Below are 22,933 nucleotides of genomic sequence, written 5' to 3' on the forward strand. Positions count from 1 at the left end.
GCCGTCCATAAATACTCTCATTAATTCCCGTCTTGTTTTTCCGGGGGGTGGGTGGGGGGCCCCGCGCCCCCCCCCCGGGGCCCGTAAAAAACCGGGGCGCCCTTAATTACCCGGCCCCCCCGGGAAGAGTGGATCAGCGGATCAGAACGCCGCTTCGTCCAGCTCCATGATGTCGTTGTCGAGGTTCGACAGGATGGTGCGGGTGGCGGTCAGCTCCGGCAGGATATTGCGGGCGAAGAACTGCGCGACGCCCACCTTGCCCTGGTAGAAGGCCTTGTCCGCACCCTCGGCGCCGGCGTCCAGCGCTGCCCCGGCCACCTCGGCCTGGCGCAGCAGCTGCCAGCCGATCAGCAGATCGCCCACCGAGAGCAGGAAGCGCACCGAGCCCAGGCCCACCTTGTACAGCTCGTCGGTCTGCTCCTGCGCGGCCATCAGGTGGCCGGTGAGGGTGGCGGCCATGGCCTGGACATCCTCGAGCGCGGTAGCCAGCAGTTTGCGCTCGGCCTTGAGCCGGCCGTTGCCCGCCTCCGAGTCGATGAACTTCTGGATCTGGCCGGCCACATGGGCCAGCGCGACCCCGCGGTCCCGGGCGATCTTGCGGAAGAAGAAGTCCTGCGCCTGGATGGCGGTGGTGCCCTCGTACAGCGAGTCGATCTTGGCGTCGCGGATGTACTGCTCGATCGGGTAGTCCTGCAGGAAGCCGGAGCCGCCCAGGGTCTGCAGCGATTCGGTCAGGTACTGGTAGGCACGCTCGGAGCCCACACCCTTCACGATCGGCAGCAGCAGATCGTTGACCCGGGCCGCGGTATCGGCGTCGGCACCGGAGACGGCCGCGGCGACATCGGCGTCCTGGTGCGCGGCCGTGTACAGGTACACCGCACGCAGGCCCTCGGCGTAGGCCTTCTGGGTGGCCAGGCTGCGCCGGACGTCCGGGTGGTGGGTGATGGTGACCCGCGGCGCGGTCTTGTCCGCCATCTGGGTCAGGTCGGCACCCTGCACGCGCTGCTTGGCGTAGTCGAGCGCGTTGAGGTAGCCGGTGGACAGGGTCGCGATGGCCTTGGTACCCACCATCATCCGCGCGTGCTCGATGACCTCGAACATCTGCGCGATGCCCTGATGCACCTCGCCCACGAGCCAGCCCTTGGCCGGGATGCCGTGGCCACCGAAAGTGACCTCACAGGTGGCCGAAACCTTCAGGCCCATCTTGTGCTCGACGTTGGTGACGAAAACGCCGTTGCGCTCGCCCAGTTCGCCGGTTTCGTGGTCGAAGTGGAACTTCGGTACGAAGAACAGCGAAAGGCCCTTGGTGCCGGGGCCGGCGCCCTCGGGCCGGGCCAGCACCAGGTGCATGATGTTCGGGAAGAGGTCGTCGGAATCGGCCGAGGTGATGAAGCGTTTCACGCCCTCGATATGCCAGGAGCCGTCCTCCTGCCGGACCGCCTTGGTGCGGCCCGCGCCCACATCGGAGCCGGCGTCGGGCTCGGTGAGCACCATGGTGGCGCCCCAGCCCTGCTCGACGGCGATCTTGGCCCACTTCTTCTGCTCTTCGGTGGCGTTGTTGTAGAAGATATTGGCGAACCCGGGGCCGGCCGCGTACATGAAGGCGGCGGGCTGCGCGCCCAGGATCAGCTCGGCGATGGCCCAGTAGGCGGCGCGCGGGACCTCGATACCACCCAGTTCGGGGTCGACGGAGAAGGTGTCCCAGCCGCCTTCCTGCAGGGTCCGGTAGCTCTTCTTGAACGACTCGGGGAGGGTGACCGTATGGGTTTCCGGATCGAAGACCGGCGGGTTGCGGTCGGCATCGGCGAAGGATTCGCCCAGCGGGCCTTCGGCCAGGCGCCGCACCTCGTTGAGCATCTCCTTGACGGTGTCGGTGTCCAGGTCACCGTAGGCGCCGGACTCGAGGATGCTGCCCAGTCCGAGGACCTCGAAGAGGTTGAACTCCAGGTCGCGGACGTTGCTCTTGTAATGACCCATTGTGATACTCACTCTCCGTTGAGTCGGGTGCGGTCGGTGTCTACAGCCGTTCCCGCCCGTTGTTGCCACCGGGTAGCTACCGGAAAGCGGCAGGCTACTCGCGGGTAACTTACCTACTATATTACCGACGGGTAAGGCAGTCGGCAAAGGCTTGCGCGGCAATGTGACGCGCGGAACAGGCTGCGGCCCGGTGACCTGCGGAAATGGGCAGCTGCACGGGGTCGGCGGGCCTGATCACGGTCGCGTCTCCGGCGCCGGGTGCCCCATTACAGGCGGTGATATCCGCCGCTTCTATGGCCGCCTGAACCGCCTCTCATCAGCGGTTTGTGTGCAGCCTGTGCCGGGGCGACGCCCGGGCCCCGAGTGCGGCGGACCCGATCCCGGACTCGTTAGGGTGAGGTGTGCGGATCGAGACGAGCGCCGGCCCCGCCGAGGCCGAGATCGACCACCCGGACGACCCCGCGTTCCTGCTGGTCTTCACCCACGGCGCCGGTGGCGGCGTGGACAGCCGGGACATCCTGGCCGTCCGCGATACCGCGCTGGCCGCGGGCGGGGTGGTGGCCCGCGTTCTGCAGCCCTACCGGGTGGCCGGGCGGCGCGCTCCGGGCAAACCGGAACCACAGGACAAAGCGTGGATCGAACTGGTCACCGCACTGCGCACCGAACTCGGATCCGAGCTGCCGCTGGTGCAGGGTGGGCGCAGCAACGGGGCGCGGGTGGCCTGCCGGACGGCCGGTGAACTCGGCGCCCGTGGAATCGTGGCGGTGTCCTTCCCGCTGCATCCGCCCGGGAAACCCGAGAAGTCCCGGCGCGACGAACTGCTTGCGGCGGCGCCCACCGACGTCGTGGTGATCAACGGCGGTAGTGACCCGTTCGGAACACCGGACCCTGCGGACGCGGCGGAGGTCCGGGTGATTCCCGGCCAGGCGCATTCGTTCACCAAAGGATTCGACACGATCGCCGAAACACTCGCCCCCTGGTTCCGGCGCTGGGGCGGCTGAGAACTGCGGTTCGTGCTACACGGCAGCTTTGGTGGCGACTACGAGGGCGTCGATCGCGTCCCCGTTCTCGGTCGGCCGCAGCACCTGCTGGGCGGTATCGATCTGCATACCGCTGTCGTCGCCCAGGTCGGCGACCACATCGCCGGGCGTGAACAGGATTGCCGGATCCTGCGGGCCGCCGTACCCCCGTTCGGGATTCGCGCTGTCGTGGCCCAGGACCAGCAGCATCCCGCCGGGGTTGAGCAGGTTCGCCGCCCGCCGCACCATCTCCCGGCGCTGTCCCGCCGGGAGATGCAGGAACACCATCAGGACCAGCTCGTACGGACCCCCGATATCCACCCCCGGCTCGGTCAGATCGGCGCACTGCCAGGTGATCCGCTCCCGGATCGAGCGGGTGAGCCGGGTCGCGACGGTGCGCCCCTTATCGACCCCGACCTGGGAGAAATCCACCGCGTGCACCTGCCAGCCGTGCGTGGCCAGCCACAACGCGTTGCGCCCCTCTCCGCAGGCCAGATCCAGCGCGCGGGGGAATTCGGGTATTTCGCCGTCCGGACCCGGCAGGCGCGGTACCCGCCGGTCCAGCCCGTGCACGAACTCCACCACCGTGTTGTTCGGCGGTGCGCCCCACACCAGTTCGCTCTGCACGTACCGCGCATCCCACTCCGCCGCGTCCATACCGCAAGTGTATGGGCGGTGTGCCGGGCGGCGACGTCGAGTTCGCGAAGCCCTCGCGCCGCCGCCGGACCTACAGGCGCGTGCGCATCAGGACGACGTTGTACTGGTTGTGGACGGTGGTGAGGAAGTACAGGTCGCTGCCGGTCTGGTACGGGAAGAGCGACGGGGCGTAGGCGGTCGGGAGTTCCCGGGTGTCGATCAGCACCCGGGGCGGGCTCCACGGGCCTTGCGGGGCGGGGGCCGTACGCATGACCACGGAATTGAACGGATCGGTGGTCAATGAAACATATTGTCCCAGATAGTCGTTCCACATCACCGACAATTCGCCGACCCCGTGCATGATCGGCCGGGCGGCATTCACGTCGCCGTGTTTCCAGGCGCCGCCGTCCCAGTATTCGTAGGCGCCCAGATTCTGGATATCCGCTTCGCGGACCCGGGAGACGTAGGCGGCATTATCTCGGCCCGAGGCCGTTCCGTAGACGTATACGAATCCGCCGTCCTTGACGAAGGCATTCATCTGGAAATTGCGATTACCGCCCTCATTGGGCCGGCGGGTGAAAGTGAGGTCGGCCCAGGTTTCGCCGTTGTCGGCGGATGCGGCCAGCCCCGAGTAATTGGTTGTCCATTCTCCCGGGGTGTCCCAGGTTTTCACCGACATCAGGCTCATGTATTGGACGCCGTTCACCGAGATACCGGCGGTGGGGATCCGGCTGATCTCCAGGAAGGGGATTTTCGGGCTGGGGATCAGATCACGGGCCTGGCCGAAGACATCGCGAACCACACTGTCGAAGTAGATACCGTGCCGGGGATCGCGGGTATGGCTGCGGACCAGCACATTGCTGCGCCACGCCCACATGCTGCCGGACAGCAGGTTGGGGAATCCGACGCCCGCGGTATCGCCGAACGCGGTGAGCATTTCACCGTGCCCGTTGTCCCACATGATGCCCAGGTCGGTACCGAGCATGTTGTAGTTGTGGGTGCCGTTCGGGCTGGCCATACCGGTCACCTGGAAAACCGCCCGGGTGGCCCCGTGCAACTGCGGGAGCCCGGTGGTGCCGTTCAGCACGGGAATAGGGTTGATGGCGTTGGGATTCGCCGTGGCCGGTGCGGTGGCCGCGAGGATTGCGGCCGATGCGCCCGCCAGCAAAGACATCAGTATGGATCCGGTTCTTTTCAAGTCCGTCGGACCTCCGGGTTGCGTCGAATATCGCCGCGGAAATACGGGGGAATCTCGGGATCTGATACACGGGTCGATTCGACTGGCTGGCAGATCGCGGTCATGTTAGCAGTGGATATGCCCTGTTCAGAGGTAATGAGCAACGGTTCTGTGAAGGTGTCATGCTTGCGACCGGAGTTGTTGCTGATTTGTCACCAGGAACGACACCGGCCGGGTAACTGTCCGCGGGCGCCGTAGACCGCTCCATGGTCTAATCGAGAAGTTAACCGCGCATTTCAGCGGGTTACTTCAGCGAGGAAGCGGAGGACGTATGCTGCCAGCCGGAATGGACCCGCGCACACCGGTGCTCGTCGGAGTCGGTCAGATCGTGCACCGGTCCGGTGAACCGGGTCTGCCGGGGCCGGTCGAACTGGCGGCCGAGTCGTTGCGCCGGGCGGGGGCCGACAGCGGAACGGGTGATGCCCTGCTGCGTTCGGCCGATGTGGTCGCGTCGGTCGCGACGGTGACCAGCACCTACCCCGATATGGCCGCCCTGGTGGCGGCCGAGCTCGGTGCGAGCCCCAAACGCACCTGGCAGTCGGCCCCCTACGGCGGTGACGCGCCGCAGCGCCTGCTCAACCTGCTGGGCCGGCAGATCGCCGAGGGCAAGGCCGATATCGCGCTGCTCTGCGGCGCGGAGTCGGTGGCCTCGTGGACCGCCGCCAAACGGTCCGGTACCGATCCGGGCTGGCCGGTGCAGGACGAGAACGCCGCGCCGGACGAGATCATCGGCGCCGACGCCGCGCCGAATACCGAGATGGAGACCGGCGCCGGCCTGTGGGGCCCGATCTATATGTACGCGCTGATGGAATCGGCCATGCGCAACCGGCTCGGGCTCGACGAGGCCACCCACCTCGCCCGCATCGGCGGGCTCTGGTCCCGGTTCTCCGAGGTGGCCGCCCGCAACCCCTATGCGTGGCTACCCACCGAACGCAGCGTCGCCGAACTCGTCACCACCGGCCCCGACAACCGGATGGTTTCCACCCCGTACCCGAAGCTGCTGATGGCGAACCTGACCGTCGACCAAGGGGCGGGTCTCATCCTGTGCAGTGCCGCGGCGGCGGACGCGGCGGGAGTACCCCGGGAGCTGTGGGTCTTCCCGCACGGCGGCGCCACCGCCACCGAGACCTGGTACGTCTCCGAACGCACCGATATGGCGGCGTCCCCGGCGATCGCCGCGGCCGGCCGGGCGGCGCTCGCCGGTGCGGGTATCGGAATCGACGATATCGCCCATATCGACCTGTATTCGTGCTTCCCGGTGGCCGTCCAGGTGGGCGCGGCGGCGCTCGGCCTGCCGATCGACGACCCGGCCCGCCCGCTCACCGTCACCGGCGGCCTGACCTTCGGCGGCGGACCGGGCAACAACTACAGCACCCACGGCATCGCCACCATGGCCCAGATCCTGCGGCGCAATCCCGGCGACTACGGGCTCACCACCGCCCTCGGCTGGTACATCACCAAACACGGAGTGGGCGTGTACTCGGCGAAACCGCCGGCCCAACCGTTCCGTCCGGTGGAAGCCGAAGTCCCGCAGGCGCGCCGCGACACCGCACCGGGATACACGGGTCCGGCGGTGATCGAGGCCTACACCGTGCCGCACCGCAAGGGCAGCGCGGGCGACGAAGCCGAATCCGTGGTGGTGAGCGCCTTGAATCCGGCGGGTGCCCGCATACTTGTCCGGGCGACCGACAGTGAAACCATTGCCGCCTGCACCGCCGGCGACCGGCTCGGTGCCGCCATCGAAATCACTGCCGCCGACCGTTTCATCCTGCGTAGCGAGAGGACAGCCTGATGACCGACACCGTGCTCCTGGAGCGGTGTGATGCGATCACCGTGCTCACCATCAACCGGCCGGCGGCGCGTAACGCCATCGACCTGGCCACGGCGAAGGCGATCGAGGCCGCGCTCGACGAGTTCGAAGCCGATGATTCGGCCCGTGTGCTGGTGCTCACCGGCGCCGACGGGACCTTCAGCGCCGGTATGGATCTCATCGGCATGACCCGCGGCGAGGTACCGGTGACCGAACGGCGCGGCCCGCTCGGGATCGCCGCGAAACCGCCGGTGAAGCCGATGGTTTCGGCGGTCGAGGGTTTCGCACTGGCCGGTGGTTTCGAACTGGCCCTCGCCGGTGACCTGATCGTCGCCGCGCGGGACGCGAAATTCGGAATTCCCGAGGTGAAACGCGGACTCGTGGCCGCCGCCGGTGGGGTCATGCGGCTCACCCAGCGCCTGCCGCGCAGTATCGCGGCCGAACTGGCGCTGACCGGGGGCCGGATCAGTGCGGAACGGCTGTATCAGCTGGGTCTGGTCAACCGGGTCACCGAGCACGGTGAGGCGCTGGAGGTCGCGCTGGAGCTGGCCGGCGAGATCGCGGCCGCGGCTCCGCTGGCGGTGGCGGCCAGTAAGCGGATCATCGACGAGACCCCCGACTGGAGCACCGCCGAAGGTTTTGCCAAACAGGGCGAAATCGCGCTTCCCGCATTGGTGTCCAAGGACGCCGCGGAAGGCGCACTGGCGTTCGCGGAAAAGCGCGACCCGGTCTGGCAAGGTCGCTGAGCAGGCGGTTCGCTGGGCCTGAGATACGGCCCGGCCCCTGACCATCGCTGGTGTGGCCGGGGTCGGCTGATCGGATCAGGCGGACGCGGTCAGGGCGACGGTGAGCCGTTCGGGCCTCGGTCCGCCGACGCGGAGTCGGAACAGGTGCGGTCCGGGTGCCCCGGAGCTGTCGGCGAGACAGCTCTGTTACGAGGGTGACTGTTCGAGAATGACGCGGGCGCAGGCGGCCGGGTCGTCGTAGAACGGGGTATGTCCGCTGCCCTCGAGTGTGATGTGCCGGGCATGCGGGAGTACTTCGCGGGCCCGCCGGCTCTGGGTTTTGTAGGTGAGCAGGATGTCGCGGTTACCCCAGGCGATCGTCACCGGGAGATCCGCCAGCGCGGCCGGGTCGGCGAGCTTCGCGTCGGTGAACGAATCCAAGGCGGGGGAGAAACCCAGCGAGTTCACCGCCCCGTTGGCGGTATCCAGGGCGGTCTGCGCGTCGACGGCCCAGGGTTTTCCGAAGACCAGGCTCAGGAACATGGTCCGGCCGGCCGGGGTGCCGAGCACCTTCGGCATGGCCGGGCCCAGCAGGCGGCCGAGCTTCTTGGATTGTCCCAGCGACTGCTGACACCAGATCCGCCCGGGCTTGTCCCAGAAGAAGATCGGGGAGAAGGCTGTCACGGAGCGGGCCAGGCCGCGGGCGCCGAGGTTCAGGGAGATACCGCCGCCCATGGAGTTCCCGGCGAGGTGGGGCCGGTCGAGGCCTTGGTCGGCCAGGAAGCCGGCGAGGGCGTCGGTCAGCGTGTCCACCGTGGTGCGTGGCAGCGGTGCGGACCCGCCGAAGCCGGGGAGGTCCACCGCGATCACATCGAAATGGTCGGCGAGTGTTCCGATGATCGGTTCCCAGACCTGCCAGCGGCTACCGACACCGTGCACCAGGACCAGGGGTTCGCCGCGACCTTCCCGGTGGTGATTGAGGACCGTCATGGTCAGCGCTCCGATCGAGACATGTATGGCGGGATCACACTAACAGCAGGCAGGGGACATCAGTTGGATACCGGCCGAGTGCGCCACTGGTGGGCCGGACCTCATCCGCCGCGTCGGCCGGCCATCCGGATAGCGAGTCGGTGAACCTACCCCGGGGCAAGTACCTGACCGGCATCCGGTGCATCACCGTCGCGCCGGGACGACCCAGGCGCCGGTGAATACCACTGCGACCGGCGCAAGAGGCCCTGACAGGTGCCGGCCGGGCCGGGTGATGCGCCGATATGAGACGCATCATTGTGAATGTCGCTTCCGGCGTGGCTGCTCGTGCCGCGGCTTCGGACACACCGGGCGATAGCTCCGGATGCCCGCGCCGGACCTGCGCGGATATCAGGTGTGAGCCATCTCGAAATATCGTTGCCCGAGTTGCGGCACGAGTGTGACTGCGACTACACACATGCGTGGGCGTCGTACCGGTGGTCGCGGACATCCCCGCGATCCCGCGGCGCCCAGGTGATACATCTGAGAGAGGAACCCGGTGCGGAAGACCCTTTTTGCCGCGACCCTAGTCATTCTGCCGCTGCTGGCGGCCTGCGGTAGCGATACCGAATCCGCGCCCGCGATCACCGAGGCGGACCTGTCGAAATCCCTGCAGGAGAAAGGCCTCCAGGATCCCGCCTTCGCCGACTGTGCCGCCAAGCTGTACATCTCGGAAGGCATCTCCCAAGACGGCCTGCAGACCATGGTCAGCGATGAATTCGATACCCGGATGGCCGATCCGGAGACCCTGGGTATGAGCCAGGAGGATGCCGACAAGGCACGCGCGGCGACCAACAAGATCGTCAGCGAATGCCTCGGTAAGAGCGGGTAGTCGGCCGCGGCTGCCGCCGGGCGCCGGCGTACGTTTCCGGTCTGAGTAACACCAGGTGCCGGGAGCGTGCACGTCGCCGGCGCCGCCGTAGCTCGGCTGGTGACGGTCTTCGGCACCGAATCCGCCGCCTCGCCCGCCACCGGCGCGACGATCTTCCCGGCACCCGGCACCCGGCACCCGGCACCCGGCACCCGGCACCCGGCACCCGGCACCCGGCACCCGGCACCCGGCACGGCGGTCGGTTGGTTCTGTGCGGTGCGTTGCTGTTCGGCCGGTTGTCGCGGGTCCTGTGCCGACGACTTTGGGGTTCCTGTTCCGATCGCCTCGATCCCAACCCTGGCCCGCGGGCGGGTCCGGATGCTGAACTGAATGCACAGCAGCATCGATTCCGGCAGCGGCCGGGGCAGGAGGCGCCGACGTGACCGTCACCGTGGTGGTCGGGAACCCGAAACCGGCCTCGCGCACCGTGTCCGCGGGTGTCGCGCTCGCCGCGGCCCTGCGCCCGGATACCGAGCCGGCCGTGATCGACCTGGTCGATCTCGGGCCGGGTCTGCTCGGCTGGGGTGATCCGGCGGTCGCCGCTGCCGCGCGGACCGTTGCCGGTGCGGAGTTGGTGATTTTCGCCAGCCCTACCTTCAAGGCGACCTACACCGGTCTGCTGAAACTGTTCCTGGAACAGTCCCGACGGCGGTACCGGCCTGGCCGGTGTCGTGGCGGTTCCCCTGATGCTGGGTGCGGGACCCGCCCACGCCCTCGCCCCGGACCTCCTGCTCAAACCGGTCCTGGTCGAGTTGGGCGCCACCACCGCCCTACCCGGGCTCTATCTGTCCGACCGCACCTTCGGCGAGGACGGGGTGATCACCGCCTACGCCGACCGCTGGCGGCCGGTGGTACAGGCGTTGTCGACGGTTACTTCCGCGAAATGAGGGTCGAATCATGAACGAGCTCTTCGAAACTCCCGCCGACGGCACCGGTCTGCGCCGCGCGTTCGCCAATTTCCCCAGTGGTGTGGTGGCCGTCTGCGCCCGGATCGACGGGAAACCCGACGGCCTCGCGGTGAGCACCTTCGTCCCGGTTTCCCTGGATCCGCCGCTGGTGTCGTTCTGCATCCAGAACACCTCGTCGACATGGACCCGCCTGGTGCACGCGAGCCATCTCGGTCTGAGCCTGCTCGGCACCGACCAGCAGGACGCGGCCCGCTCCCTCGCATCCCGCGACGGCGACCGTTTCCGCGGTCTCGAGGTGCACGACGGTACCGGGGAAGCCGTGTTCATCCACGGCGCCTCGGTCTGGATCGAAGGCACCCCCGAGGCGCACGTCCCCGCCGGCGACCACACCGTGGTAATCCTGCGCATCCACCGCCTGGCGATCCACCCGGGCCGGGAACCTCTGGTCTTCCACGGGTCCCGATTCCGTCTCCTACGTGCCGGCTGAGCGGTAACTCACCGCGGCGGCGACGGATGTTTCGGCTGATAGATGGGCAGCTCACTCCCGTCCGGCATTTCGATCGCGGCCGGCAACCCCCACCCCTGGTCGGCGACCTCGGTCGAAACCGTCACGCCTTTCGCCCGCAGACCGCTCAACATTGCGCCACCGTAACCCCGGACCATCACCGCGCGACGCCGCAACACGAGGTTCCGGCGATCGCGCCGTGTAGTCCCGGAATCAGCTGAGCAACCGGTCTTGTTCACGTCGATGAGCACCACTGACGCGCGCTCCGCGGCGTATGCGGCCACTTCGGCGGCCTGTCTACCGGCGGGTGGAATCGCTACCTCCGTCGAGCACCACACCATCGGCGCCGATCACCTCGGCGATCTCGGCCAGCGCATGCCACTCCCGTCCCGCCCATACGTCCACCGCGGTGAGGTGGGGTACGACAACCACTTCGGCACCGTGTTCGAGCACGTGCCCGGCCGCGATCATCACGGCCAGTCGCGGTACGGCCGTATCGGTGATCGCGGTGAACACGACCCGGAGTTCGTGCAGCCGAACCAGCCGCTCGAGTTCCGCACCGCCACCATCCCCCCGGCGCAACACGACCGCCCGCCTACTCCCCATCCCGCACCACGTCGATATCGGCGGAACGCAACCGTTCGACAGCGCGGTCCAGTTCTCGGCGGACAGCGTCTCGGTCTTCGGATGTCGGCAGTCCGCGCACTACATCCGGTGACAGGGCGCGGATACCTGCGGCAACTCGCGTGAGAAGTTCCAGGTCCGAACACGGCTCGGTGTCCAGGAGTCCGACGGTCCCTGCCATTGCCCTATGGGTAGCCGGTCGGCCCGACCCAGATTGCTCACGCATGTCTATCCCTCTCCCAAGCAAGGTGTCGATGAACGGACACCCGGCGCCGGGGTGGTATTCACCCATGACCACTACATGGGCCGGGGGTGCCGCACTACCTGCTTCGGCCCGCCCGGCGCCGGGGTGAATATCACGTTAAGCAGCGGATATAGGCCGAATGTTCGACGATTGTTCGAACTGTGCGTGTTACCGTTGGGCATGACCAAGGGCGCGACCGTCGGCGAGCGAATTGCTCAGTGGCGCAAGACCAAGGGCCTCACGCAACACCAGTTGGCTTCCCGTGCCAACGTATCCCGCTCCATGCTCGCGCAGGTCGAGACGGGAGCGTCGTCTGCTTCGACGGTCTGGATCGGCGCCATCGCCAACGCATTACAGATCGACGCATCCCGGCTGTACGCGGACGACGAGCCCGAGGCGCTTTCCGAGGTACTGCCGGTACTGCGCAGAACACTCGCGGCCACCGACCTTCTCGATCCAGATCTCGAGCCCGCGCCCATGGACGAGCTACGGCGATTGTCGCAGCGAGTCGCGCGCTGGCGCATCGACGCCCGCTATCGCAAGATCACCGAGGTGCTGCCGGACCTCGTCGACGCTCTTCTGATCGCCGGCGAGGAGACCGGCCGCCCGGCCTATGCGATGTTGACGGACGCGTACCGTGCCGCGAACACGGTCGCCCACAAACTCGGATACACCGATCTCTCGCTCACTGCGACCGAGCGGATGGAATGGGCAGCGACGCGATCAGGCGACCCCCTGCTCTTGGCCACAACGCACTACGTCAAGGCGGCGACCCTCGCTCGTGTCGGTGCCTCGGTTCACGCACTCCGCCTCCTGAATCGGTCGATTGCCGACATCGAGCCGCTCGTTGAAGAGGATGTGACCGCTGCGGCGGTCCACAGCATTCTGCACATGCGCGCCGGGACCATCGCGGCAGCGACCGGGGACGCCGACACCTCGCGCGGGCACCTCGAGGCCGCCGAGCGGCTCGCCGCCGGGTTCGGGGATCGAGTGGTTTACGGCAGTCCGGTCGGCCCGACGAATGTCCGGCTGTATCAACTATGCGCCGAGGTCGACCTCGGCGAGCCCGGCCGGGCAGTATCCATCGCGAAGGCCACCCGGCTTCCGGCCGATATGGCGGCCGAGCGCCAAGGGTATTTCTGGGTCGATTCGGCACGCGCACACCTACTTGCCGGCGACCCGGATGCCGCGATCGGTGCGCTGTTCGAATCGCGGATTGCTTCACCAGAGCACTTCCGCGCCAGTTCGGCCGTGAAGAACGCCATTCGCACAACCGCACGGCAGCAGCGGCGGGCGAGCGACAAACTACGCACGCTCGCCAACGCGGCAGGCATCGAACTCTGAGCACTGTCTTCCGGTCCGCGAAATAGGAAGCCGCTCAGTGTAGTTGCCGGACCGCAATAAGGTCTCGGCTTCACCTCCGGCGCCTGACTACACCCAACCGGGTTCCTCGTCGGGCTGAAAATGGTCCATTGCTGCGCCTTTGTCGCTTCGGTGCCGGGGTGTTCGGCAATACGGTCACTGGGCGGCGGCGCAACAGGTCTCGATCCTGTTGTGGCCGTTGCTGTTCGACTGTTGGTTTGCAGTAGGGTTCGGGAACCTCCTGCCGAGTGGCGGTGGACGTGGGTCCAGACATCGCGCCCAGGGAGGAGGTGGTGGGGATGGCGAAACATCGCCGGAAGAAGAGCAAGGCCCCGGTCGATTACGGCATCGTGTTTACGATCGCTGCCGTGATCGCCGGGGCGCTCATCGTGGTCCGCCGAACTCGGCGGTCTAACTAACCCACCAGGGTGGGGCGGCGCAGCAACGGCGCCTCACCCGCTCGGCATCACTCGCGTGACATCCCGAGTGTACAGATTTGTCCTTATGGAGGACATATTTGTCCTCGCGAATCGGTCCATCCGCGCTCGCTGGTCCGGTGGTTACGTTCGACGCGTTCGATCACATGGGCGAGCTGGCGGCGGCGGAACGGGATTCAGCGCATCGGGTACAGGATGGGGTGCAGTGCCCTGTGTCTGCGCGCTGCAAAAAAGCATCCGCCCTGGTTAGGGCGACTTTTTGGTGGAGCCGGTGACGGGAATCGAACCCGCGCCATCTGCTTGGGAAGCAGAGATTCTGCCATTGAACTACACCGGCGTACGCCTGACGGCGCGAAGGCGAGCTTAGCAGAGGGCCGGCCCGAGGCCGAAATCTTTCGCGGATTCCGGGCTCGGGGAAGTCGGCCGGTCGGGTCAGGTTTCCGACCAGACGCCGAGCTGGTTACCGCTCGGGTCGGTGAAGTGGAAGCGGCGGCCGCCGGGGAAGTCGAAGGGGCCTTCGGTGACCGTGCCGCCGGCGGCGCCGACGGAGCGCAGGGTGGTGTCGAGGTCTTCGGAGTACAGCAGGACGAGGGGGCCGCCGGTGCGGACCTCGGTGCCGAGTGCCAGGCCGCCGGCTTCGCCGGGGCTGCCGTCGAAACGGTGGATTCCCGAGTATTCGGGACCGTAGTCGGTGAATTCCCAGCCGAACGCCGACCGGTAGAAGGTCTTGGCGGCATCCAGATCGGTGACCGTGAGTTCGATGTAGTCGATGCCGTGGTGGGTGTGCGTGCTGGTTTCCGACACGGACATTTCCTCCTCGTTGGCTGGCAGCTGCGGAATCGTGGACGCGCCGCCCCGGCCGCGTCCATCAGGTGCAGTGTGCCCGGTGGGTGCGACAGGAAACGGTGCTGCCGGACCGGGCACTACCTGCCCGGAAGGTGGTCGCTACGCTCGTGGCGTGCTGCTATCCGATCGTGATATCCGGGCGGAGTTCGCCGCCGGGCGGCTCGGGCTCGAACCGTTCGAGGAAAACCTGGTCCAGCCGTCCAGTATCGACGTGCGGCTGGACCGGATGTTCCGGGTGTTCAACAACACCCGCTACACCCATATCGACCCGGCGCAGCGCCAGGACGAGCTGACGAGCCTGGTGGAGCCCGCCGCGGGTGAGCCGTTCGTCCTGCATCCGGGCGAGTTCGTGCTCGGGTCCACGCTCGAGGTGTGCAGCCTGCCCGACGACCTCGCGGGCCGGTTGGAGGGTAAGTCGAGCCTGGGCCGGTTGGGCCTGCTCACGCATTCGACGGCCGGGTTCATCGACCCCGGGTTCAGCGGGCACATCACCCTGGAGCTGTCGAATGTGGCGAATCTGCCCATCACGCTCTGGCCGGGGATGAAGATCGGGCAGCTGTGCCTGTTCCGGCTGACCAGCCCGGCGGAGAACCCGTACGGCAGCGCCGGCGCCGGCTCCAAGTACCAGGGGCAGCGGGGGCCGACGCCGTCGCGGGCGTATCTGAACTTCCCCCTGCCGGGCTGAAGCGGTCGGCAGTCACGCCTGCAGGCGTATGCCGTCCTCCATGGTGGCGAACGCGCGCCGCACACATCCGGGCAATTCTCCGGGGGTGCAGGCCGGTAGCCATTCGTCCAGCGCGCAGCGCCAGGTGGCCACGCAGAACTCGGTGAGCAGCCGCAGTTCGAGGCGGCGCGGGTCGCCGAGCCGGTGTGTGATCTTTTCCTGGACCTCTGCGCAGTGTCGCAGGGAATGCCCGTTCAGCGCGGGCGATTGCTCGATCAGCCGGAGCGTGGGCGGAAAGCGCCGGTACCAGTCCTCGTCCATGCGGTCGAGGGTGGCCAGCATCGTGTCCCGGAAGACGTCGGTGAGCAATCCGGACTTCTCGGTCTCGTCCAGTACCTCGATATAGGTGCTCCAGAGCTGTGTTACGGCGGTCAGCGCGACATCTTCCTTCGAGCGGAAATTGCGGAAGAACGTCCGTCTCGACACCTCCACCGCCTCGAGGAGCGCGTCGAGCGGCGTGCTGTCGAAACCATGCTCGCCGAACAGAGCCAGCGCGGTATCCACCAGCTCCTGCCGGGTGCGCAGTTTCTTGCGCTCGCGCAGGGTGGCGGGCTGTTCGGAGGTGGTCATCGACCGCAGTCTAGCAAGTGCGCGCATACTGCGCATGTGCTCTAATAGCGCAAGTGCCACAGTGTGGCACTTTGATGCGAAGGAGATCTCTGTGCGTGCACTCGTTGTCGACCACACCGCGGCGACACACCTCTCATTGGCCGAGGTGGCCGATCCGGTACCCGCGCCCGACGAGGCGTTGGTTCGGGTCGAAGCGGTTTCGCTCAACTTCGGCGAGGTGAAAGGCGCCACCGGCCCGGACGTACCGGCCGGTACCGTGATCGGCTGGGACGCCGCGGGCGTGGTGGTTCGGGCGGCGGCCGACGGTTCGGGCCCTGCCGTGGGGACACCGGTGGTCACGCTGGGTGAGGCGGGGTGGGGCGAACTGCGTGCGGTTCCCGCCACTCTGCTCGGGGTCGTGCCGGATGGTGCCGACCTCGGGGCGGTGAGCACGATTCCGGTCGCCGGTCTCAGTGCCCTGCATGTGCTGCGCCGCATGGGTCAGCTCATCGGGCGACGGGTGATGATCACCGGCGCTTCCGGTGGTGTCGGCCGTTTCGCGGTGCAACTCGCCGCCCGGGCGGGCGCGGAGGTCGTGGCGATCAGCAGGAATCCCGCCCAGGCGGACGGACTTCGAGCGTTGGGCGCGCACGAGGTGTACGCCGACCCGGCCGAGGTGGACCGGCCGGTGTTCGCGGTGCTGGACAATGTCGGCGGACAGCAGTTGGTGGACGCCTTCGCGGCTGTGCAGGCGGGTGGCGTCCTGGTGAGTGTGGGCCGCTCGTCCGAGGCGGATGCCGTTTTCCCGCCCGCGGCCCTGCTGGCCACCGAGGGGCGGCACGATCGGTCGATTCGTACGTTCTTCCTGCTGGCCGATCCCACCGTCGATTTCTCCGGCGACCTGACCTGGCTGGCCGCGGAGGTCGCCGCCGGCCGCCTCGATCCCGGAATCAGCTGGCGCGGCTCGTGGACCCGCTACGACGAGGCGGCCCAGGCGCTGCTCGACCGCCGCCTGCACGGCAAGGCGGTACTGGACCTCGACTGAGCCGGCCTCGCCTATTCCTCTCCGGGCGGCCCGCCGAGCACGATATCGGCGGCCCGGGCCATGATCGCGGAGCGGTCGGCGTCGTCGAGGGGGTCGGCGGCCAGGAAATGCATACCGATCCGGGTGCTGAAGGCGAGCAGGCTGCGGGCTTCGATCTCGACGGGGTCGGTGAAGTAGGCGCCGATCATTTCCCGGAGGAGCGCCATGCGCTGGTTGTCCACCCGGCGCAGGCGGGCGGCGACGGTTTCGTCGCGCCGGGCCCAGTCGCGGACGGCGAGGTCGATCGGCAGCAGCTCCGGAGAGAGGGTGAGGGCGCCCGCTCGCTGGATCTTGGCGCGCGGATCGCCGCCGTCACGCGCGACGCGTTCGAGAACCTCGTCCACGCTGCGCCGCTCCCAGGTGTCGAGCATGGCCTCGAGCAGGGCGTTTCTATCGGCGAAGTACCCGTAGAAGCCGCCCTTGGTGACACCGAGGGCCTTCGCGAGCGCCTCGACCCGGACCGCGTCGGGACCTCCGCGTGCGAGGGCGCGCAGTCCTTCGTCGATCCAGTCGGCACTCGGCGTCCGGGCCGTACCCATACGCGGGTCTCCTTCGCTGTCCGGCGTCTATACGCCGCCGTATATTTCCGCTAGCGTTGATATACGCCACCGTATATCACCAAAGGGAGACGCGACCATGACCGACAATTCCCACGTAGCGGCACAACCCGACCCGGTCGCCTTTCAGCAGCCGGAGATCGGGGAATCGACCAGAGATCACGCCGAACTGACCGGCTACCACTACGCCGATCAGTTCACGCTGATCACGAATGCGGCAGAGATCGGAACTCCGGAGGAATGGGCGCGCGCGGCACTCGACACCGTCGCCGGGATCAAAGGGCAACTCATCTGGCGCGGCTTGCTGGGACTTCGGCTCGCGCGCCGTTCCGCGCCGGAACATGTGGCCGGCTGGGCGGTCGCCGAACGCGGCGACAGTTGGATCACCCTGGCGGCCCGGTCCTGGATGATCACCGGAAATCTCGTGGTCGAAACAGGGCCGGAGAGCGTTTCGCTGGCCACGTTCGTCCGGTACGAACGGCCGATCGGTGAGCGTATCTGGACGCGTGCGGCACACGGGCATCGCCGGTTCGCGCCGGAATTACTCTCCGACGCGCAACGGGTACTGCGGGAAACCCGATGATGCCGGGCCCGCCGCGGTAGGCGGCCGGTCCGGCATCCCGGCGGCTGTTCCGGACAGCCTGCCCCCGCGTACGCCCGTCGGCGCCGCGGGGCGGGCTACGTCCGGCATACCTTGTGAGCCGCCGGACGTAGCCCCATCCCCGGTTATTCCCGGTCGCCGCCCGCCAGGAGCGCGGCGTTGATCACCGAGGACAGTGGTGGCAGAAGGCCGTCGCGTTCGGGTGGCACCACCCAGTTGCAGCCTTCCCGGTTCCAGCGACCCAAACCGGTGGGCAGCATGACCGCGCTACCCACCCCCGGAATATCGATATCGATGCGCTGCAGCATTTCCACGACTTCCGGATCGGGCCGGCGATCCGGGTAGGCGACGAAACTCCAGCGAATCTGGCGGGCCAGCACGGGAACCCGGATATCCCGCGAATCCAGCAGCTCGCGCACCGCGCGGGCACGGATAGTGGGGAGGTGGATAACGCAGGCGCGGCTGGTGATCGGCAGCATCACGAACCCGCCGCGCTCGACCGCCGGTAAGCCGAATTCGTGACGGTAATAGGCGGCCCAGTCGTCGACTGTTCTGAGCTTTTCCACGTTCACGATGAATCCCCTTGCCTCCCTGGCGTGCCGAGCCTTCCGGTGTGCCGAGCCACGGCCGGCGGCGGTCGCGATGACCCGCCATACCAGGATCGCTCCCCGGACCGCGCGCCGGAACCGCCTACACGCTCGCGTTCCACTGCCCTTGCGCTGCCAATCGGTCCGGTATGCCTTTTCTTTGTGGGCACAGTCACATTCGGCTCGTACCCTGGGAGGGAAATCGTTCGGAAAGGGTGACGACGTGGTCGGCCAATGGTCTGGAAAGGAGGCCCGGGCGCTTCGCGAGGCCAAACGGATGAGCATCCGGGAGTTCGCGGCACATCTGGGTGTGCACGAACGACTGGTGTCCAAATGGGAGGCCGGGGGCGACCGGGTGCATCCGCGTCCGGTCAATCAGGCTGCCCTCGATACCTGTCTCGCCAGATCCGATGACGTCGAGCGGGGCCGCTTCGCCGCGTTGACCGCGCCCGGCCCGCTGTCCGCATCCCACGCCGTCGCCGGGCCGACCGTGGTGCCCGGAAGCTATTCCACTGATGCCGAACTCCTGGCCCTCATCGACAGCGGTGCGGTCCGCGGGGAAGGTTCGGCGGCGATTTCGGAGAGGGATCTGATCATGGCGGCAGCACACGAGGCGAGTGATCATGCGGGCCGGGCCGAGGCCACGAATATCGGTTCCAGCACCCTCGACCAGCTCGACGCGGACGTGACGCGGATCGCCAACGACTATGTGCACACCCCGCCGATGCCGATGATGGTGGAGATGCTGCGGGTCCGCCGCCGGGTGTACCGGCTGCTGGAGGGACAGCAGCGCCCGTCCGATACGAGTCACCTATACCTGCTGGCGGGATCGCTGTCGGGTTTGCTCGCGAACGCGAGTACCGACCTGGGCTACCTGGATGCGGCGGGCGATCAGATCCGGGCGGCCTGGGCGTACGGGGAGATCTGCGGGCACAACGGGTTGCGGGCCTGGGCCCGGGGGATGCACGCGCTGATCGAGTACTGGTCGGAGCGGCCGCACCGCGCGCTCGCGCTGGCGCAGAGCGGGCAGCAGTACGCGGACTCGGCCACCGCCGCGGTCCGGCTGCACAATATCGAGGCGCGGATCTGGTCGAAGATCGGCAGCGCCGCCGATACCGAACGCTGTATCCGGGCCGCCGAGGCGGCGCGCGAGCGCGCGGCCACCGACAGCCTGCACGACGAGGTGGGCGGGGTGTTCGGTTTCTCCGAGGCCAAGGCCAGCTATTACGCGGGCGCCACCTATATCCATCTCGGCCTGGCGGAACCGGCGCTGGCCGCCACGGAACGCACGATCGAGCTGTACCGCACCGGCCCGGCACGGCAGCGTTCCTACGGTGCCGAAGCCCTGGCGCGGGTCGATTCGGCGGCCGCGCATTTGATCAACGGCAGCCTCGACGGCGCGGAGGCGGCATTGTCGCCCGTGCTCGAACTCTCCGAGGACAAGCGCATCGCACAGTTGGAGGAGCGGCTCACCGGTGTGCGCCGGCGTATCTGCGCCCCCACCTACCGCGGAGTCGCGCAGGCCCGGTCACTCGACGAGCAGATCGAGGAATTCTGCGGTTCCACCGCCAGCCGCAGCCTGCCCCCGGGCAGCGTATGAGCCCGGCCGCGGGCCGTGGCCCTGCGATAACCGAACGATCACTCGCCGGGGCCGGGCCGGATATCCGCTTGCCCCTGGTGGCACCATGGATCGGGTGAGTACTGGCCATTCGCATCCCGCCCCCCGGATTCTGGAGCAGTCGAAAAAGCTGCAGAACGTCGTCTACGAGATCCGTGGACCGGTACACGCACATGCGGCACGGCTGGAGGCCGAAGGCCACCGGATCCTGAAACTCAATATCGGTAACCCGGCGCCGTTCGGATTCGAGGCGCCCGATGTGATCATGCGGGATATGATCGCCGCCCTGCCGAACGCGCAGGGCTATTCCGAATCCAAGGGGATACTGTCCGCGCGGCGCGCGATCGTGACCCGCTACGAGCTGGTGCCGGGTTTCCCGGAGCTGGACGTCGACAGTGTCTACCTGGGTAACGGCGTCTCCGAGCTGATCACCATCACGATGCAGGCGTTGCTCGACGACGGTGACGAGGTACTGATCCCGGCCCCCGACTATCCGCTGTGGACGGCTATGACCAGCCTGGCCGGCGGCACCCCGGTGCACTATCTGTGCGACGAAACGAACGGCTGGCAGCCCGATATCGCCGATATCGAAGCCAAGATCACCGACCGGACCAAGGCCCTGCTGGTGATCAACCCCAACAACCCCACCGGTGCCGTGTACTCGGCGGAGGTGCTGCAGCAGCTCGTGGATCTGGCCCGCAAGCACCGGCTGCTGCTACTGGCCGACGAGATCTACGACAAGATCCTCTACGACGACGCCAAACACATTTCGCTGGCGACCCTGGCGCCCGATCTGCTGTGCCTCACCTTCAACGGCCTGTCCAAGGCCTACCGGGTGGCGGGCTACCGGTCCGGGTGGCTGGCGATCACCGGTCCGAAGGATCATGCGGCCGGGTTCCTGGAGGGGATCGACCTGCTCGCGTCTTCGCGCCTGTGCCCGAACGTGCCCGCGCAGCACGCCATTCAGGTGGCGCTGGGTGGTTACCAGAGCATCGAGGATCTGATCCTGCCGGGCGGGCGGTTGCTCGAGCAGCGGGACGTCGCGTGGGAGCGGCTGAACGCGATTCCCGGCGTGTCGTGCGTGAAACCCAAAGGCGCACTGTATGCGTTCCCTAGGCTGGACCCCGAAGTCCACGAGATCCACGACGACGAGAAGCTGGTGCAAGACCTGCTGCTGCAGGAGAAGATCCTGATGGTGCAGGGCACCGGATTCAACTGGCCCAACCATGATCATCTTCGCATCGTGACCCTGCCCTGGGCCCGCGATCTGGCGGTTGCCATCGAGCGGTTCGGCAACTTCCTGGCGGGCTACCGTCAGTAGCGGGGCGGCCAATTCTGGGTTAAAACAGACCCTCCGTCCGGATTTTCGGCAATTTTCTGAACCCACTGGCATAAATCAGGATCGTGTGTGTACAGTGGGCTTCGGCACTTCGAGTGCCCGGCCAGGTTGTCTACCCCCCCTGGGCAACCTGGTCCTCGGGTTAGGCCGCCTACCCCCCCTGGGCGCCTGCCCCCGGGCGGCGGAGACATCCCCCTGCTCTCCGCCGCCCCTTCCCGAGCTTCCCGGTCATATCACCGAATTCCCAGCGTAGGGCCTGTTGTCAGGCCGCGGCAGTGCGCCGCCGATCCTCTAGGCTGTGCCGGGTGAGCGACCACCACCACCATCACGATCACTCCCGGCCGATCGCCATCGGTGCCACCGCCGCCCGCGTGGTGGTCGGATTGCTGGTCGCGATCGGCATCGTCGTGGTCCTCGCGACCATCGCCCTGTGGCCGGAGCGCCAGCAGGTCGATATTCCGCTGCCGTTGCAGAACGCCGACGGTTCGGCGGTGGTCACCGAGGCCGGCACCGTGATCCGCCAAGACGTCGGGGCCTGCGGCAGCCCATCCATCGGCCGGGTCTTCGACGGTGATCCGGAACCGCCGGCCATGCAGGTCTACGACTGCCAGCGCAGCGTGATCGCCATCGAATCCGGACCGGATGCCGGTAAACACACCCTGCTGGAGATCGCGCCGGGGCCCGGCCAGCCCGATCTGGCCGCCGGTGACGATATCCGGCTCGTACGCCAGACCGCACCCGACGGCTCGACGCTGTACGGCTTCGACGACTACGCCCGCGGCTTTCCGCTCAGCGTGATCGCGCTCGCCTTCGTGGTGGTGATCGTCGCCATCGCACGCTGGCGCGGGGTCCGGGCGTTGCTCGGCCTGATCTTCGCCTTCGGGGTGCTGGTCGTCTTCCTGCTCCCCGCCCTGCTGGACGGCAAACCGGCGATACCGGTGGCGATGGTGGCGGGTTCGCTGATCTTGTACGCGGTGCTCTATCTGGCGCACGGGGTGAACCTGCGCACGAGTTCCGCACTGCTGGGAACGCTGACGTCCATGGTCATCGCGGCGGTGCTCTCCTGGCTCGTCATCGACGCGACAACACTGACCGGGCTGTCCGAGGAACAGAACACCAACGTCGCCACCTACCTCGAACATGTCAGCATCACCGGGCTGTTGCTGGCCGGGTTCATCATCGGTTCCCTCGGTGTGCTCAACGATGTGACCATCACCCAGGCGTCGGCGGCGTTCGAGCTCGCGGAACTGGACAAGAGCGCTTCCCGCAGTGAGATTTTCGCGGCCGCGATGCGGGTCGGGCGCGACCATATCGCCAGTACCGTGTACACCCTGGTGCTGGCCTACGCCGGTGGCGCGCTGCCGCTGCTGTTGCTGTTCAGCGTCGCCGGCCGGCCGATCCGGGATGTATTGGTGGGTGACGCCGTGGCGATCGAGATCGCGCGGTCCGCGGTCGGCGGTATCTGCCTGGCGCTCTCGGTGCCGCTGACCACCGGGATCGCGGTACTGCTCGCGCGGCCGTTCGGCACGCCGAAACCGGCCGAGCGTACACGGCGGGCGGGGGCGAAACGTGCGGATACCGGTAGTCATCGCGCGGTGGGCCGGCCGAATCAGGGGCCGGGAGCCGCGCAACGGTCGCGGCCGAAAC

Annotated in this window: 22 protein-coding genes, 1 tRNA gene and 2 pseudogenes; 13 read left to right on the forward strand and 12 right to left on the reverse strand. The window is 67.6% G+C overall.

Translation table 11 applies throughout. The features are described 5' to 3' along the window. Positions 1-141: 141 nt before the first annotated feature. On the reverse strand, positions 142-1,977 hold the full coding sequence (locus QH276_RS26410) for an acyl-CoA dehydrogenase (protein ID WP_280397346.1): 1,836 nt from the start codon (positions 1,975-1,977) through the stop codon (positions 142-144). A 401-nt stretch (positions 1,978-2,378) separates the two neighbouring features. Here QH276_RS26410 and QH276_RS26415 point away from each other — a divergent pair, with 401 nt between their 5' ends. Next, a complete protein-coding gene (locus tag QH276_RS26415; RefSeq protein WP_280397345.1) occupies positions 2,379-2,978 on the forward strand; it encodes an alpha/beta hydrolase family protein in 600 nt (199 codons plus the stop codon). Positions 2,979-2,993: 15 nt separating this feature from the next. On the opposite strand, the gene QH276_RS26420 is transcribed toward QH276_RS26415, so the two are convergent. Together QH276_RS26420 and QH276_RS26425 are read right to left on the reverse strand one after the other, a co-directional pair. Beyond that, entirely contained in the window at positions 2,994-3,653 is a 660-nt protein-coding gene (locus QH276_RS26420; protein WP_280397344.1) for a class I SAM-dependent methyltransferase, read from the reverse strand. A 70-nt stretch (positions 3,654-3,723) separates the two neighbouring features. Further along, on the reverse strand, positions 3,724-4,806 hold the full coding sequence (locus tag QH276_RS26425) for a DUF4185 domain-containing protein (protein WP_280397343.1): 1,083 nt from the start codon (positions 4,804-4,806) through the stop codon (positions 3,724-3,726). Between the two features lie 334 nt (positions 4,807-5,140). On the opposite strand from QH276_RS26425, the gene QH276_RS26430 reads away from it, so the two are divergent. Then, the gene (locus tag QH276_RS26430; protein WP_280397342.1) at positions 5,141-6,661 is read left to right on the forward strand and encodes a thiolase C-terminal domain-containing protein; all 1,521 of its coding nucleotides are present in this window, start codon (positions 5,141-5,143) and stop codon (positions 6,659-6,661) included. Next, entirely contained in the window at positions 6,661-7,425 is a 765-nt protein-coding gene (locus QH276_RS26435; RefSeq protein WP_280397341.1) for a crotonase/enoyl-CoA hydratase family protein, read from the forward strand. Before QH276_RS26430 ends, QH276_RS26435 begins: the two co-directional genes overlap by 1 nt. Positions 7,426-7,611: 186 nt before the next feature. Here QH276_RS26435 and QH276_RS26440 read toward each other — a convergent pair whose 3' ends face one another. Then, on the reverse strand, positions 7,612-8,394 hold the full coding sequence (locus tag QH276_RS26440) for an alpha/beta fold hydrolase (RefSeq protein ID WP_280397340.1): 783 nt from the start codon (positions 8,392-8,394) through the stop codon (positions 7,612-7,614). 535 nt (positions 8,395-8,929) lie between these two features. On the opposite strand from QH276_RS26440, the gene QH276_RS26445 reads away from it, so the two are divergent. From QH276_RS26445 to QH276_RS26455, 3 genes and pseudogenes are all read left to right on the forward strand, one after another. Then, on the forward strand, positions 8,930-9,262 hold the full coding sequence (locus QH276_RS26445; RefSeq protein WP_280397339.1) for a hypothetical protein: 333 nt from the start codon (positions 8,930-8,932) through the stop codon (positions 9,260-9,262). Between the two features lie 418 nt (positions 9,263-9,680). Further along, positions 9,681-10,188 (forward strand): annotated as a pseudogene (locus tag QH276_RS26450) (NADPH-dependent FMN reductase). Between the two features lie 10 nt (positions 10,189-10,198). Then, positions 10,199-10,696: a flavin reductase family protein gene (locus QH276_RS26455; RefSeq protein WP_280397338.1), complete on the forward strand. Its 498-nt coding sequence runs from the start codon at positions 10,199-10,201 to the stop codon at positions 10,694-10,696. Positions 10,697-10,704: 8 nt separating this feature from the next. Here QH276_RS26455 and QH276_RS26460 read toward each other — a convergent pair whose 3' ends face one another. The 3 genes from QH276_RS26460 to QH276_RS26470 all read right to left on the reverse strand — a co-directional run bounded on the left by QH276_RS26460 (position 10,705) and on the right by QH276_RS26470 (position 11,519). Next, on the reverse strand, positions 10,705-10,848 hold the full coding sequence (locus QH276_RS26460) for a hypothetical protein (RefSeq protein ID WP_280397337.1): 144 nt from the start codon (positions 10,846-10,848) through the stop codon (positions 10,705-10,707). Positions 10,849-11,011: 163 nt separating this feature from the next. Further along, on the reverse strand, positions 11,012-11,320 hold the full coding sequence (locus QH276_RS26465) for a hypothetical protein (protein ID WP_280397336.1): 309 nt from the start codon (positions 11,318-11,320) through the stop codon (positions 11,012-11,014). Next, complete coding sequence (locus QH276_RS26470; RefSeq protein ID WP_280397335.1) at positions 11,310-11,519, reverse strand: hypothetical protein; 210 nt, start codon at positions 11,517-11,519, stop codon at positions 11,310-11,312. Before QH276_RS26470 ends, QH276_RS26465 begins: the two co-directional genes overlap by 11 nt. Positions 11,520-11,762: 243 nt before the next feature. Between QH276_RS26470 and QH276_RS26475 the strand changes: the two genes are divergently transcribed. Beyond that, positions 11,763-12,926, forward strand: coding sequence for a helix-turn-helix domain-containing protein (locus tag QH276_RS26475; protein ID WP_280397334.1), 1,164 nt, complete (start codon positions 11,763-11,765; stop codon positions 12,924-12,926). A 718-nt stretch (positions 12,927-13,644) separates the two neighbouring features. Here the strand turns inward: QH276_RS26475 and QH276_RS26480 are convergent. Next, positions 13,645-13,718 (reverse strand) — tRNA-Gly (locus QH276_RS26480). Between the two features lie 95 nt (positions 13,719-13,813). After that, positions 13,814-14,191, reverse strand: a complete 378-nt coding sequence (locus QH276_RS26485) for a VOC family protein (protein WP_280397333.1) — start codon at positions 14,189-14,191, stop codon at positions 13,814-13,816. A 148-nt stretch (positions 14,192-14,339) separates the two neighbouring features. Here QH276_RS26485 and dcd point away from each other — a divergent pair, with 148 nt between their 5' ends. Further along, on the forward strand, positions 14,340-14,912 hold the full coding sequence (dcd, locus tag QH276_RS26490) for a dCTP deaminase (RefSeq protein ID WP_280397332.1): 573 nt from the start codon (positions 14,340-14,342) through the stop codon (positions 14,910-14,912). 12 nt (positions 14,913-14,924) lie between these two features. Here the strand turns inward: dcd and QH276_RS26495 are convergent, their stop codons facing one another. Continuing rightward, complete coding sequence (locus tag QH276_RS26495) at positions 14,925-15,521, reverse strand: TetR/AcrR family transcriptional regulator (protein ID WP_280397331.1); 597 nt, start codon at positions 15,519-15,521, stop codon at positions 14,925-14,927. Between the two features lie 91 nt (positions 15,522-15,612). On the opposite strand from QH276_RS26495, the gene QH276_RS26500 reads away from it, so the two are divergent. Beyond that, on the forward strand, positions 15,613-16,545 hold the full coding sequence (locus tag QH276_RS26500; protein ID WP_280397330.1) for a zinc-binding dehydrogenase: 933 nt from the start codon (positions 15,613-15,615) through the stop codon (positions 16,543-16,545). A gap of 11 nt (positions 16,546-16,556) precedes the next feature. Here QH276_RS26500 and QH276_RS26505 read toward each other — a convergent pair whose 3' ends face one another. Further along, positions 16,557-17,123 carry a helix-turn-helix domain-containing protein gene (locus QH276_RS26505; protein ID WP_280397329.1) on the reverse strand — a complete coding sequence of 189 codons (567 nt, stop codon included), beginning with the start codon at positions 17,121-17,123 and terminating at the stop codon, positions 16,557-16,559. A 97-nt stretch (positions 17,124-17,220) separates the two neighbouring features. Between QH276_RS26505 and QH276_RS26510 the strand changes: the two genes are divergently transcribed. Further along, positions 17,221-17,724, forward strand: a complete 504-nt coding sequence (locus QH276_RS26510; protein WP_280397328.1) for a hypothetical protein — start codon at positions 17,221-17,223, stop codon at positions 17,722-17,724. 143 nt (positions 17,725-17,867) lie between these two features. Here QH276_RS26510 and QH276_RS26515 read toward each other — a convergent pair whose 3' ends face one another. Next, a complete protein-coding gene (locus QH276_RS26515; RefSeq protein ID WP_280397327.1) occupies positions 17,868-18,314 on the reverse strand; it encodes a hypothetical protein in 447 nt (148 codons plus the stop codon). Between the two features lie 238 nt (positions 18,315-18,552). On the opposite strand from QH276_RS26515, the gene QH276_RS26520 reads away from it, so the two are divergent. From QH276_RS26520 to QH276_RS26530, 3 genes and pseudogenes are all read left to right on the forward strand, one after another. Then, positions 18,553-19,929 carry a helix-turn-helix domain-containing protein gene (locus QH276_RS26520; RefSeq protein ID WP_348536598.1) on the forward strand — a complete coding sequence of 459 codons (1,377 nt, stop codon included), beginning with the start codon at positions 18,553-18,555 and terminating at the stop codon, positions 19,927-19,929. Positions 19,930-20,014: 85 nt separating this feature from the next. Further along, complete coding sequence (locus QH276_RS26525) at positions 20,015-21,268, forward strand: pyridoxal phosphate-dependent aminotransferase (RefSeq protein WP_432278567.1); 1,254 nt, start codon at positions 20,015-20,017, stop codon at positions 21,266-21,268. A gap of 323 nt (positions 21,269-21,591) precedes the next feature. Continuing rightward, positions 21,592-22,842, forward strand: a pseudogene (locus QH276_RS26530) (YibE/F family protein); the annotation flags it as partial. Between the last annotated feature and the right edge of the window lie 91 nt (positions 22,843-22,933).

Origin of the sequence: Nocardia carnea (assembly GCF_029869215.1) — a bacterium.
Classification (GTDB): Bacteria; Actinomycetota; Actinomycetes; order Mycobacteriales; family Mycobacteriaceae; genus Nocardia; species Nocardia carnea_B.

What these genes read in the sequence shown, in the direction of transcription:
- QH276_RS26410 (WP_280397346.1), bottom strand. Translation starts at nt 1,977, where the DNA reads ATGGGTCATTACAAGAGCAACGTCCGCGACCTGGAGTTCAACCTCTTC.
- QH276_RS26420 (WP_280397344.1), bottom strand. Translation starts at nt 3,653, where the DNA reads ATGGACGCGGCGGAGTGGGATGCGCGGTACGTGCAGAGCGAACTGGTG.
- QH276_RS26425 (WP_280397343.1), bottom strand. Translation starts at nt 4,806, where the DNA reads ATGTCTTTGCTGGCGGGCGCATCGGCCGCAATCCTCGCGGCCACCGCA.
- QH276_RS26430 (WP_280397342.1), top strand. Translation starts at nt 5,141, where the DNA reads ATGCTGCCAGCCGGAATGGACCCGCGCACACCGGTGCTCGTCGGAGTC.
- QH276_RS26435 (WP_280397341.1), top strand. Translation starts at nt 6,661, where the DNA reads ATGACCGACACCGTGCTCCTGGAGCGGTGTGATGCGATCACCGTGCTC.
- QH276_RS26440 (WP_280397340.1), bottom strand. Translation starts at nt 8,394, where the DNA reads ATGACGGTCCTCAATCACCACCGGGAAGGTCGCGGCGAACCCCTGGTC.
- QH276_RS26455 (WP_280397338.1), top strand. Translation starts at nt 10,199, where the DNA reads ATGAACGAGCTCTTCGAAACTCCCGCCGACGGCACCGGTCTGCGCCGC.
- QH276_RS26460 (WP_280397337.1), bottom strand. Translation starts at nt 10,848, where the DNA reads ATGTTGAGCGGTCTGCGGGCGAAAGGCGTGACGGTTTCGACCGAGGTC.
- QH276_RS26465 (WP_280397336.1), bottom strand. Translation starts at nt 11,320, where the DNA reads ATGGGGAGTAGGCGGGCGGTCGTGTTGCGCCGGGGGGATGGTGGCGGT.
- QH276_RS26470 (WP_280397335.1), bottom strand. Translation starts at nt 11,519, where the DNA reads ATGGCAGGGACCGTCGGACTCCTGGACACCGAGCCGTGTTCGGACCTG.
- QH276_RS26475 (WP_280397334.1), top strand. Translation starts at nt 11,763, where the DNA reads ATGACCAAGGGCGCGACCGTCGGCGAGCGAATTGCTCAGTGGCGCAAG.
- QH276_RS26485 (WP_280397333.1), bottom strand. Translation starts at nt 14,191, where the DNA reads ATGTCCGTGTCGGAAACCAGCACGCACACCCACCACGGCATCGACTAC.
- QH276_RS26495 (WP_280397331.1), bottom strand. Translation starts at nt 15,521, where the DNA reads ATGACCACCTCCGAACAGCCCGCCACCCTGCGCGAGCGCAAGAAACTG.
- QH276_RS26505 (WP_280397329.1), bottom strand. Translation starts at nt 17,123, where the DNA reads ATGGGTACGGCCCGGACGCCGAGTGCCGACTGGATCGACGAAGGACTG.
- QH276_RS26510 (WP_280397328.1), top strand. Translation starts at nt 17,221, where the DNA reads ATGACCGACAATTCCCACGTAGCGGCACAACCCGACCCGGTCGCCTTT.
- QH276_RS26525 (WP_432278567.1), top strand. Translation starts at nt 20,015, where the DNA reads ATGGATCGGGTGAGTACTGGCCATTCGCATCCCGCCCCCCGGATTCTG.